4 protein-coding genes are annotated in these 10,320 nt (G+C 43.8%); 2 read left to right on the top strand and 2 right to left on the bottom strand.

What is annotated here, in order from left to right; genetic code table 11:
- Positions 1 to 62 precede the first annotated feature (62 nt).
- Positions 63 to 224 carry a hypothetical protein gene (locus ACU52_RS15195; protein ID WP_156316897.1) on the bottom strand — a complete coding sequence of 54 codons (162 nt, stop codon included), beginning with the start codon at positions 222 to 224 and terminating at the stop codon, positions 63 to 65.
- A gap of 700 nt (positions 225 to 924) precedes the next feature.
- Between ACU52_RS15195 and ACU52_RS11920 the strand changes: the two genes are divergently transcribed.
- Both ACU52_RS11920 and ACU52_RS11925 read left to right on the top strand, forming a co-directional pair.
- On the top strand, positions 925 to 2,724 hold the full coding sequence (locus ACU52_RS11920; protein WP_053398945.1) for an Omp28-related outer membrane protein: 1,800 nt from the start codon (positions 925 to 927) through the stop codon (positions 2,722 to 2,724).
- 25 nt (positions 2,725 to 2,749) lie between these two features.
- The gene (locus ACU52_RS11925; RefSeq protein WP_162207774.1) at positions 2,750 to 6,685 is read left to right on the top strand and encodes an Ig-like domain-containing protein; all 3,936 of its coding nucleotides are present in this window, start codon (positions 2,750 to 2,752) and stop codon (positions 6,683 to 6,685) included.
- A 130-nt stretch (positions 6,686 to 6,815) separates the two neighbouring features.
- On the opposite strand, the gene ACU52_RS11930 is transcribed toward ACU52_RS11925, so the two are convergent.
- Positions 6,816 to 9,596, bottom strand: coding sequence for a helix-turn-helix domain-containing protein (locus tag ACU52_RS11930; RefSeq protein ID WP_053398947.1), 2,781 nt, complete (start codon positions 9,594 to 9,596; stop codon positions 6,816 to 6,818).
- Positions 9,597 to 10,320 lie beyond the last annotated feature (724 nt).

The following is a 10,320-nucleotide window of genomic DNA, read 5'->3' on the forward strand; positions in this document are numbered from 1 at the left end:
ACCTATTTTCAGGCGGCTCTTTCCTCGCGAAAGGGCCGCCTTCTTTATCCCCTTGCCGGTAGTCATGCCGTGCCTATAATACACATCACGGCGGCACACGGCATCCCACTGCTCCCGTCCATTGCCGCCACACAGCCGCCGCCAGCAGACAGCTCCTCACCGCGTGCCACTGCGGCAACGGCCGAATACACATTGAGCCGCATCGAAGCAAAACGCTTACACATTGATTTATGCTGACGCTCTCATACTGCGATATTTGAAAATTAAAATCTCCCGGCTGCAAAAACGGGCAGTTTTCGCGTGCAATCGCAACTGTCTAAGCATCAGAGTGTTATACTCATAAAGAGCATAATGTGCAACATTTTTTGTCCCAATTAGGACAAAAAAGCCATTATTTCAATAAAAAAACAGGCCCGTTTACGGTGCAAAAACCGTCTGTTTCTCATCCAAAAGTGGCCGAGTAATTTTTCAAAAGCATACCTTTTGCATGATAATGTAAATATTGTTTACCGCCGCCATGCCTCCGCTGCCCTCAGAAATTCTATTTCGTCTGAAAATCCTGACAAAACTCTGATGACACATTGGAAAGAGAAACAGCAATAAAAGCATCAAAATAATAATATATGACATACGGCAAAGATATAACAACCGGGATATAACATAGCGCCACAAAAACGAACAAGCACACCAACAGGACCCGAAAACAGGCAACAACAGCATACTGATGGGGTCCAAAACAATGCTTTAGATGCTCATCTCAATTGAGATAAGCGCACATACAGCATTAAATAACTGATTATCAAGCGTTTATAATTTCTAATTCTTTTCAATTGAAAACGGCCCGAAAGGACAGATATAATTAGAAGCGGAAGAAAAAATAGCCTAATTTTGCCACATAGTTAATTTAATTTTTTATGTGAGCTTATGAAAAAAATCTTTTACTTTCTGTTGTTTGCAGCAATATCAGTTCAGACAGCACGTGCATCGGGCGACTCGCTCCTCGTAGGACATTGCGTAGGCAGAATATCTGACGAATGCAAAGTGTTTAACGGCGATGCCGGCCATGTCAGTGCGGCAACGATAATTCCGGCTGAAACAATGCGGCATTATCAGGGCAACAGACTGACAGCCCTGCGCTTTGCCGTTGTTTCAAAACTTAAAATTGACAGTATAAACGTCTGGGTGCGTGAAAAGTCAACAGACAATAATATAGCAGACGTTATGTTGAAGAAGAGTCAGTTTGACAAAGGCTGGAACCAGGTGAGCCTTCCTAAAGCAATAGATATTGAGGACAAAGACTATGTATTGGGAATGACATATTATCAAAGTGCAACAGGATATGTCATATCAACAGTATCAAAAGACACGGAAGGCGGACTGCTTACACAAATTGACGACGGCGAATGGCAAGACCGCAGCCATGAGGGCTTAGGAGTGCTGAGCATGGAAGGCGTCGTAACGGGCAACAGCCTGCTGCAGCATGATGTATGCATAGCCGAAACGGAAATTAGCGACGACAGCATAAAACTTGGTAACACTATTACGCTCTCGGCCATAATACGAAACAACGGACTTCAGCCTGTATCCTCTGTTTATGCCAAGGTAAGCCCTGAAGGAATGGAGCCGTTCTACAGGACTATACAGCTCGACAGGACAATCTCATACCGCGACTCGGCGTCAGTGGAAATAGACTTCAAGCCTGAATATGAAGGCACAGGCCTGACATCAGACGTAGAGATTGTAGGAGTGGACAACTACGAAGACGAATGGACCGACAACGGATATCACACATACATATATACCGTGAAAGAGCATCTCTTCATGAAAAAGATGCTTATGGAATACTTCACGGGCGAATCGTGCGGCAACTGTCCGCGTGTAGGCGGATTTGTAGACAGGCTCATTGATGAGCACCCGCAAAAAAGCCGCATCATATCAATAGAGCATCATACATACGGAACCGATCCTTTCTCGGTTTCAGACAGTCGCAGCTATGCCTCTATGTTTGAAGTTGACGGCGCGCCATGGCTGCTATACGACCGCAATCCGCAAAATCTGATATGTCCGGGATGGACAGAAGAAGACATGGTGTGGAACTTGACAGACCAGACTCTGTCTGAACCGACCACGGTGTACGTGCATCCTGAGGCTCAGATAAGCAAAGACTCTACGAACGTATATGTTACGGTAGACTGCGAGATTAACGAACAATTTTCTCTCGACAATCCCAGATTAACCGTATTCCTCGTTGAGGACAAGATGCCGGCCGTACTCCAATATTTCTATGACGACCGCATAGGTGAGAAATTCTATTTTAAAGGCGATGAATACATCCACCGCAATGTATTGAGAGCCACAGACAGCAAATGGGGTGAGCCTATAACCTTTAAAGACAACGCCACAAAGTATGAATGCTCCTTCACACTTACGGAGGATATGAAGAAAAACTTTAAGAATCTTTATATCGTTGCCTTTGTCGGCAATTACGACGAGAACGACAACCAAAACTGCAAGGTGGAAAACATAGACCGCTTCGAACTGCGCAAGGCAAGCATCAACGAGGAAGGCACAGACATCAGCCTCAACCACACGGAAGGCAGCATACGCACAGTTTACTACAACGTATCAGGACAGCGCATTGCAGAGCCGCAGAAAGGACTGAACATAGCTGTCAGCACTGATTCAAAAGGAAATATTGTAAACGTTCACAAATTTATCAAATAATTTTTTACTTGTTATGCTTAAACAAATGCTATTCACAATGCTTCTGGCAGTGCCAGTGGCATTAAACGGACAAAATCTTAGCATAAGGAATGCCGGAAAGCAACTTGTGCTCAAGAGTGTCAACGACAAAGGTGACCGAAACCGGCACCAAGTAAGAACAAACGTCCATAAAGGCACCATCACGCTGCGTGCTACAAAGCCAAACAAAGTGGACGGAAAAACAACCACATGCTATTTTCAGGGGTCCTCTTACATCAATTCTTATGATGAAGAGGTAACGTGGGCATCAACGTTTGTTTTCGACCACAGTCAGAACACCGTAAAAATAGACAATCTTTTCGGGCCGATACTTGAAGACTGGCTATACGACGACGTGAGCATTACGGCAAAGACCGAAGGCAATCAGATTATATTCCCCGTGGCCTCACCATATCGCGGAGATGAAAGCAACACCATCGTAGGCACAATAGACAACGACTATGTATCACTGCTGGCAGGCGAACTGGTGAACAATCCCGACGGATCACAAGGCGTGAATCTGGAAAACGAACTACGTCTTTATATCAACAGCGACACGACAGAGATATCATCTAACGGAAAAGTAGTGCTGCTGTATGAAGTGTCTGAAGACTACGGCGAGGGCATCATCTACGACTACCGTGACGGATACGTTCTGAAACGGCTCTCAGATGAAGCTGTATCTGAAATAAGCACCGACAATATTGACTTCGGCGAATGTTACTACACCGAAAAGATAACCAATTATATCACTCTTAGCTCGCTGGGCGCAACACCTGTAAAATACTCTATTAGCTTTGACAATACGGTGTTCACTACGACACAAGAGACAGGCACTGTATATATTGACGAACCGGTGGACATCCCGATAATCTTCACCCCCGGAACCCCAGGACAATACAACGGCACAATGACCATCAACGCCGCCGACTCTGTCTACAAGGTAAACATAACCGGAAAGGCACTTGACGTTCCTCACGACTTCAGTCAGCTCATAGTTGAAGGAGACAAGAATTTCTTCTACAAATGGGACAATATCTCTGCATGGCCTTGGACTTCGGAAGACACATGGGCATCTAACAATAACGACAAGAAACAGGACGGCGACGCCACTCTGACAGGATTCTACAAATCAGAAAAGCCGACACGAATGACGTTCGACTATGATATTTCAGCCGAATCGCCCGACTCCCTGATAATGTTTGTTGACAACGACCGTGCCTTCGGCTACACTGACGATGTTACAGGCTCTTTCTCTTACATTCTGCCTAAGGGCGAACATACCGTAAGATGGATCTTCACAAAAGAAAATTCAGGTTCCAAAAAGGATTATGTGTCTTTCGGAAACATACGCTTCTCTGAGGCCACAGAATATGAAGGAATATCTCCTGACAACAGTGCACGGAACTTTGTTGCAGACGGATGGGGCATCTACGACAAGCGACTGCGTCCCGTATCGCCGTCAGGCACACTTACATTTGAAGTAAACACGGAAGGCAACGAAAGCGTGGTTGACTTTGACGTGCAGGCCACAGAACTGTCGCCGCTCAAAATCAGTGCCGACGGAAATGCTGCCATGACTGCCACATGCGACACAATATGCCACATAGACCTCACCGGCACAGGCAAGCACACCATTAAGGTTGAATTTGCCGGCTCAGACGACAGTGAGACCGAAACAAGATGCGAACAGCTGACATCTATCAGCAACATCAGGACCTTCAACGGATATTATACTGAATTGAGCTCTAAATACATCCTCATAGGCGACAGCTATTTCAACACTGAAAGCAACTATACAGCCACCGACGGAATTGAGGGTGTAAACTGTCCTGTAGACATCAAGATAACCAACACAGGAAGATTCTTCATGTATAATCTGTTCCCCATCACCGACCTTCACTACCGCACAATCTGCGGAACCGTAAATGATGGAATGATAAAGATACCTACACTTGCCAACACCAACCTTGGTACTTATGCGGCATACAGCGACGAGACCTATATGTTTGAAGGAAGAACAGGTGACCGCTGGTGGCTCGTAAGCGGCGACATAAAAGGCGGTTCTAAAAAAGCTGACTATCTGTTTAACGATACTCTCAACATTGAAGCTGACGCCAAATATGACATGCTCGTGCCGCAAACAGGCTTCGGACTGTGGAGAACATACAGATTCAACAACTCGGGCATAACAGAATTTCTAAAGAAAGGCGTAAGATTTGAAAAGGTAACCGAAAACGCTGCAATAATATCTTCAACCGAAAGCATCAGCTTCGGCGAGCCTTTTGCAAATACTGGCTCACTGAAAAGAAAGGTTGTGTTTGTCAACAAGGGAATGACACCTACCGACTGCAGTGTTGAGATAAACGGCGGAGACGGAGCTTACACTGTTTCGCCCACGACATTTGAACTTCAACCCATGCAAAGCAAGACGGTAACCGTGACATTCATGCCTAAACTCGTAGGAACACACGACGCAGAACTCGTGGTTTACTCTGAAGGAGAAGACTGCAAAGTCAAAATTGAAGGAAACGTAAAGGCTCTGCCTGACTACAGCTCGCTCGTCAATGAAGGTAAGGAACTCATCACATCATGGGAGACATCTTCTGAGTATCCGTGGCTGATAAATGAGAACGAAGCCTACAGCACCAACACCAACCACGACAACACCACATCAGAACTTACAATGAACTTCAGCGTACCTGAAGGAAAACTGGCACGCCTGAGCTTTGACGCCAACTTTGCCGTTGAACCTGAAGGCGACATTTTCCACGTTACGGTAAACAATGTCGACGTTGTCAAGATGGATCAGTCGCGCCGCAATCTCGTAGGCACATACATTATGCCTGCCGGCGATTACAAGGCTGTGTTTGCACACATAAAAGACTACACGACACTGATACCTTCAGCCGACGTATCAAAGATAAGCAACATACGCATAGACCTCATTGACGACAAAGCCGACGCCGCATTCATGCACGCGCCACGCTACCACTACGACCTTATTGCTCCATTAGACAGGGCTACTGACACTTACTGCTGGATTATCAACAAGGGAACAAATCCGCTTACCATAACTGGTGCCGAAGCAGAAAAGCCATTCTCTTTAGAGGTTCCGTCAACACCTGTCGCACCCGGCGACACCCTGGCCATACCTGTAAAGATTCAGCCTACTGCTCCCGGACTCTACAGCAGCAAGTTTATATTCCATACTTCAGCCGGCGACGTTACATGCGACTATGACGCACAAGCCGACTATGTACGCTATCTCGGAGATTTCGACGGAGCTACTCTTGACTTCCCCGTATGCACATACTACACCAGCTATTGGGTTTATCCTATCTACACCCAGTCTATTTACTTTGAAAAGGATATGGAAGGACTTAATGGTGCGCAAATCACGGAGATGACTTATCAGACTGTAATGGAAGCAGATATCGACTATACATCAGCTGACGTAAACTACCGTATAGGAACAACCTCGGCCAATGAAGTAAGCGAGAATCATCCAGAAGGACTGACCACGGTATACAGCGGAGAACAGATTGACATCGTCAACTATGAGCAGACGATTAAATTTAACGAGCCTTTCACCTATAACGGAGGCAACCTTATTGTGGCACACGACATGAATGCACGCGAAGGGTTCGACATACAGGTATATTATTACAGCGGACCTGCAAACTCTGGCTCAAGCGGTATTTATCTTCCGGGCACACCAAGTTTCGGACTGATGAAGAAGACCTACGTTCCTACCCTGCGACTGAAATATATACCGAAAGAGGGCACATCTGTTCAGGATGTCACAAGCGGACAGGTTGAAAAGGTTGAATACTTCGACATCACAGGCATGCGCATTCCGTCAATGAGAAAGGGCGTCAACATCGTGCTGACAACCTATAAGAATGGCAAGACAACGACACAGAAAGTTGTGGTAAAGTAACAACTGCAACAAATTAAACATCGGAGCTTCATTAATTCTCTTTTGTCCAAGGGCCATATTTTAACTCTCAAAGAGTAAAAAATATGGCCCTTTTCTATTATCTATATAAACAAGAATATAAGCCGAATGGCTAATGCTCCTTCAACGACTTGATATACTCGCTCGGCGAAACTCCTTCAATACGCTTAAACGCTGAGAGGAACGTACTGCGCGACTTAAAGCCACACTTCTCTGATATAGCCGTAATGGTAAATTTTCTATATTCAGGAAGGGCTATCATCTTCTTGAAGGCCTCTACCCTAAACCCGGCAATATAATCATAGTAATTGGTGTGCATAAACAAGCTGAACAACTGCGACAGTTCATGGGCAGAACAGTTTATACCATCAGAAATGTCACGCATCTGCAAATCTTTATTCAGATACGGCTTATGTTCTTTCATATAATCATTCAGTTTTTTCTGAAGTATGTCAGCTTGCTCCTGCGAAAGACGCTTACTTTGATATTTCTGATTATTGTCTGATATTTCTTCAGTCTCATGCAGTGAATCTGCATTCTCCTGTACTTGCTCTGATTCCTCCTTACCTTTTACTTTTCTTTCCACGACACGCCTTACTAAAATCCAGCCAGCAATGCAAGCCAGCACAATTAAGACAGCGGCACAAGCAATGGCAAACCAATCAGACACGACGATAACTTTCATAGTCATACAGATTTCAGGCATACCGCATACTTCAATGCGCAACACATACGTACCGGCAGGTACATCACTATATGACAACGACGGAGACGATGTTACATGCCATTCATCTTCAAATCCTTCCAGACGATACTTATAGCTCAGGCCTGACATATTAGCCTGGGCAAGACATGTAAACATAAGGTTAAACGAACCTTCTCCCTTTTTAATGTGTAGCGTATTGTCAAAATTTACCCTGCTCACCTCTTCTGCCGTAAAGACATGGTCTGAAATTATTTTGGTTACTGCTATCGGTATAGTGTCAAAATCATGTGACATCAAATCCTTTTCATGCGCCCAAACCAGGCCTTTGTCTGTTGCCATCCAATACTTTTGGTCTAAAACAGAATATCCATACGAGTTCTGCTCTATCAGCAAACCCGGCAATCCGTCAATATAGCCAAGTTTTCGGAGTTTGCCATTGCGTAAAAGATTTACCGACTGTTCCGTACACGCAAAAAGCAGCATCTCTGTGCCACGAACGAAACAGAAAGAGGGGACAGACTCGTTTATGTCATACTTCTTGACCGCAAATTCTGTTACCTCCTGATTGCTCATTACAGGAAATCCTCTTACAGGCACAAAAAGCATCATCCCGTTGGCCATGTGATATATACGCCGCATCTTGCCGCAATTTGCCAGAAATTTTGGAACTTTCCCACTAAATATATACTTTCCGTTGCGTAAAGTAAGAGTCTGTATTCCACAATCGGTTGACAACCAGCCTTTACCATAGCTGTCAAAATCAATACCCATAACATAGTTGCCTGCAATATCACTGTTTTCCTTTGTAAACAGCTCTGTAACGTTATTTGCAGCATCATATCGCAAAAGCCCTTTGTCCGTGGCAAACCACAAACATCCATTTCGATCTGTTACAGACGAAAATACTGATCCATAACCAAAAACAGATTTCACCGTAAAAGTGTTCATATCAACAAGCCGCACACCGCAATCTGTTCCAACGACATAGTTTCCTGGCATTGCCATCAAGCCTGTAACGATATTGGCATCAAGTTCTCCTGATGGAATTTTCACAAGTTTACCGTTCTTCAAATTCGTTATATAAAGTCCGTCGTCTGTACCCCATAACAACCAGTCGCCCTTTCTAAAACAGGTGTATACCCTTGTTCCTCTGGTTGTCAGCACTGATGGTATTGAGAACACATGAAAAATATTTCTGTTATAATATGTATAATCAACTCCGGCCTTTATACTTCCAAACCAATTACATCCATATTTATCACGATAAAAAGTCATAAGGTCTGCAATCCTTATTCTTACATTATCGGATGATGCTTCTTCAGAATAACGGTTCACCACAACATTTCTTTCTGTATTTATCTCGTATGCACCATATGCAGCAGTTGCCACAAGTAGAGACTTGCCATCTTTATTCATATCAGATATTTGGCCATGAAACATATAGTGAGAAAACTCACTCTCTGCATCACTCTTCTGCCACACACCACTGTCAGAAGTGCCAATAAAAAGACGCCTGCCTATCCTAACCAATGAAACAGGTTCCTTTTTGGTATGGCAGACAGATCCGTCGGATACACTGGACATGTTTCTAAATACAGCAATACCCTTTTTCCCTGCGACCCATATACGTTTACCGTCGCCGGACATATCTGTTATATTATCACCAAAACTGCGGTCTTTTATTTTACAGCGAACCACCTTGTTGCCTTTAATCAGGTAAAGTCCTCTGTTTGTTCCTACATAACAGGCCGTTTCTGATATTTTCAATAGGCACGTAACTCTGCCTTTTATAACATCTTCAAAGCATCTTGTCAACTTAAGCTCACGTTTGTCTAATTTCCACAACCCCATATAGCTTCCAACCAGCATCCAGCGGTTGTCAATATCTGAAAGGCAACTCACAATACGCATGTCCTGTGGAATATTTTCGGTAAAAGGTATATTAATAACCCTCTCCCCGTCAAAACGATCAATGCCAATTGTCGTTCCAAAATAGACAAAGCCTTGTCTGTCGCGTGTAACAGCCAATACAGTGTTAGAGGATAACCCGTTAACCGTTGTCAACCCATTAACACCTTCATCCATGGCACGAAGATTCAAGACAAAAAGAGACAAAAAAAGACTTACTAGAATGCACAAACACATTCTCGCTCTTAAAAATCTTTTTAATAATGAACTATATTCCAACGTATAATATACTTACAATACTTTGCAAAGATAAATAAATTAAAAATTATTACAAAATAATAATAATTTTTCCTTGACAAAATACAAGACAAGACATGTCTTGTATACAAACTATTTGTTTTCGACACAAAGTCTTTTTATATGATTATAAGTTTTATATTTCAGAATATAGAATAAACTTACCTTAATAAGATTTTCTTCCATCCTTATCATATAAAAAGCAAGATAGCATAAAAAATGTCTCCACAACACGATGCACGATTCTTTGTGTGTGCCGTGTTGCAGAGACAACATTACCCAATAAAAACAATCTTAAAACCCAAAATCGGTCAGCAGACCGCATATTATGTTCGTCAGCCAAACTAATACCTTCGTCTGTCATTGTGCTTTCTGTCGGCATCTTGCCGTTAGCCTTATCCTTACACAGGCAGCCACGACGGCGTAAAAGATGACGGCTGTAAGCTCAATATAAGACATGGATGCGGCTGAAACATGAAGAAATCATTAAATAAAAAGCCCGCACCTGCCACACGGCAACAAGAACGATAGGAACAAATTGCCATAAGGCTTTCCGTAACGGAACGGCACGACTGCCTGAACCACACGAAACTGCCGGCACGGGCCTTGGCGCTGTCAGTCTCAGCGCTTTATAAAACTTTTGATGTTGTCAGGTATTACGGGCATGGCGCCGCTCTGTGTGCACACATAGGCTGACACCTTTACC

This window comes from Xylanibacter rarus, from assembly GCF_001275135.1.
GTDB classification, from domain to species: Bacteria; Bacteroidota; Bacteroidia; order Bacteroidales; family Bacteroidaceae; genus Prevotella; species Prevotella rara.

Excerpts from the sequence above, each read along its gene's own strand:
- ACU52_RS15195 (WP_156316897.1), bottom strand. The coding sequence starts at position 224 with ATGTGTAAGCGTTTTGCTTCGATGCGGCTCAATGTGTATTCGGCCGTT.
- ACU52_RS11920 (WP_053398945.1), top strand. The coding sequence starts at position 925 with ATGAAAAAAATCTTTTACTTTCTGTTGTTTGCAGCAATATCAGTTCAG.
- ACU52_RS11925 (WP_162207774.1), top strand. The coding sequence starts at position 2,750 with ATGCTATTCACAATGCTTCTGGCAGTGCCAGTGGCATTAAACGGACAA.